This window comes from Aeromonas salmonicida subsp. salmonicida, assembly GCF_001643305.1.
Classification (GTDB): Bacteria; Pseudomonadota; Gammaproteobacteria; order Enterobacterales; family Aeromonadaceae; genus Aeromonas; species Aeromonas salmonicida.
In genome coordinates this window covers 1-2,601 of the sequence record NZ_LSGW01000114.1, presented here as the reverse complement: position 1 = coordinate 2,601, position 2,601 = coordinate 1, and the positions used below count along the sequence as shown (strand labels likewise).

Genomic DNA, 2,601 nt, shown 5'->3' with positions numbered 1-2,601 from the left:
ATTCTGTGTAACTGCCCACTCCATTACAAGTTACCGTTCAGGCGTCGAACGTGCATATTCCGGCCGATCATGAACACCGATTCCGGTTCAACGTGAACACCATTTCCGGACCAATGTGAACGCTCATTCCGGCTCAACCTGAACACTTTGCCCCTCCTTTCCGGAAACAGTGTTCAACATCCCGGAATCACTGTTCACATTCACCAGAATCATCCTTAACGCATTGATTTAAAAACCTTTGATACGCTCTCCCTTTTGCCAGGGAAGAGCCTATGTCTGCCAAGAGGATTGCAATGCGTAAAATTCGTGAAGTGCTGCGACTGCGGCTGGAGGCTCAGCTCTCTTTTCGCCAGATCAGTATCTGTACCAAGGTCAGTGTCGGCTCCATCCAGAAACTCCTCAAAAGTGCCCAGGCGCTCGGCCTTAGCTGGCCCCTGCCCACCGAGCTTGATGATGGCCGACTGGCTGCCCTGTTTTATCCGCAGGCCGATACAACCATATCGGCCCGCCATGTCGTGCCGGATTGGCCCTCTGTCCATCAGGAGCTCAAGCGCAAGGGGGTCTCCAAACAGCTGCTCTGGGAGGAGTACACCCAGCGCTATCCCAATAGCTGTTACAGCTACTCCCAGTTCTGCGACCGTTACAAGTCCTGGTGTCAGTTGCAAAAGCGCTCCATGCGCCAGATCCATAAGGCGGGGGAAAAGCTCTTTATCGACTACTGCGGGCCCACGGTGCCCATCGTGTCGCCGACCACGGGTGAGGTCCGTCAGGCACAAGTCTTTGTCGCCGTGCTCGGTGCGTCCAACTACACCTTTGCCGAGGCCACCTGGTCACAGTCACTGCCGGACTGGCTGCAAAGCCATGTCCGTGCCTTTGAGTTTTTCGGCGGGACACCGGCACTGCTGATCCCCGACAACCTCAAGAGCGGTGTCAGCAAGGCTTGCCGATACGATCCCGAGCTCAACCCCAGCTACCAGCAGTTGGCCGAGCACTATCAGGTGGCGGTGATGCCAGCTCGTCCTTACAAGCCCAAGGACAAGGCCAAGGCGGAGGTGGGTGTGCAGATCGTCGAGCGCTGGATCCTGGCCCGTCTACGCCATCAGACCTTCTTCTCGCTTGCCGAACTCAACCAGTGCATCCGTGCCTTGCTGAACGAACTCAACGAGCGTCCGTTCAAGCAACTGCCCGGTAACCGACGTGACGCATTTGAGCAGTTGGACCGCCCGGCACTGGGACCACTGCCGGTGCATCCCTATCGCTATGTCGCCATCAAAACGGTCAAGGTCAACATCGACTATCACGTCAGCTATGAGCAGCACCATTACTCGGTGCCACACCAGTATGTGGGTCAGCAACTGGAGCTCCATGCAGGCGACACACTGCTTCAGGTCTATCACCAGCAACAGCTGGTCGCGAGCCATCCACGTAAAACCATCCCGGGGATGAGCACGCTCCCTGAGCACATGCCGGAACGTCACAGCAAGCAGCAACGCTGGACCCCAGGGCGTCTTAAACAGTGGGCTGCTGACATCGGACCGGGCACCTTGTGCTGGGTTAGCGAACGGCTGGAAGAGAAAGCCCATGTCGAGCAGGCATACCGACTCTGCCTGGGTCTACTGAGTCTTAGTCGAGAGTATCCGCCATCACGGGTCGAGGCTTGCTGCCAGTTGGCTAACCGGGAAGGACTGGTGCGGCTCAAGCAGCTCAAGTCGGTGCTGGCCAGTGGCCGCGACCAACTGCCCGCAAGCCCGCTGAGCTACCCAGAGTTGCCGCAAGAGCACGAGAACATCCGCGGCCCCCAGAGCTTCCACTAAAGAGGATACGCCCCATGACCCAACAAACCCTGACCCGCCTGAGAAACCTGAAACTGACCGGCATGGCGGATGCCGTGCAACAACAACTGGAACAGGCGAGTACCTACGAAGGGCTGCCCTTCATCGAGCGGCTAAGCCTGCTGGTCGAACACGAACAACTGAGCCGGGAGCAGCGTAAGCAAACTCGGCTGGTCAAGCAGGCAAGGCTCAAACTCCAGGCCACGGTGCAGGAGCTGGACTACCAGTCAGCACGCAACCTGGAGCGGTCACAGGTAGCAAACCTGGCCCAAGGAGAGTGGCTGCGCCGGGGCCAGAACCTGCTCATTACCGGCCCCTGTGGCTGTGGAAAAACCTACCTGGCTTGTGCGCTGGGCTACCAAGCCTGTCAGCAAGGGCATAGCACTCGTTACTACCGGCTGCCACGTCTGCTGCTTGAGCTGAGCCAGGCCAAGGTAGATGGCAGTTACGCCAGACTGCTGGGTCAACTGGCAAGGATAGAGCTGCTGATCCTGGATGACTGGGGACTGGAGGCGGTGAATGCCGAACAGCGCAACGCACTGCTGGAGATCATGGATGATCGGTATGGGAAATACTCGACGATAGTGGTCAGTCAGCTGCCAACTGAAGAGTGGTACGCGAGCTTGGGTGACAACACCCTGGCAGATGCGATCCTGGACCGGCTGATGCACAACGCTCACCGGCTGTCACTGAAGGGAGAATCGATGAGGAAGAGGAGAAGTGAGTTGACCCAATCTGAACAGTCGAGTTAGAAACGAGATGACGTGAG

General features: G+C 57.7%; 2 protein-coding genes. Both read left to right on the top strand.

Annotation, left to right across the window (positions count from 1 at the left end):
• Positions 1–272: 272 nt before the first annotated feature.
• Positions 273–1,814: an IS21-like element ISAs29 family transposase gene (istA, locus tag AXW79_RS20710; protein WP_005322071.1), complete on the top strand. Its 1,542-nt coding sequence runs from the start codon at positions 273–275 to the stop codon at positions 1,812–1,814.
• Between the two features lie 14 nt (positions 1,815–1,828).
• Complete coding sequence (gene istB / locus AXW79_RS20705; RefSeq protein WP_005322068.1) at positions 1,829–2,584, top strand: IS21-like element ISAs29 family helper ATPase IstB; 756 nt, start codon at positions 1,829–1,831, stop codon at positions 2,582–2,584.
• The last annotated feature ends 17 nt before the right edge of the window (positions 2,585–2,601 follow it).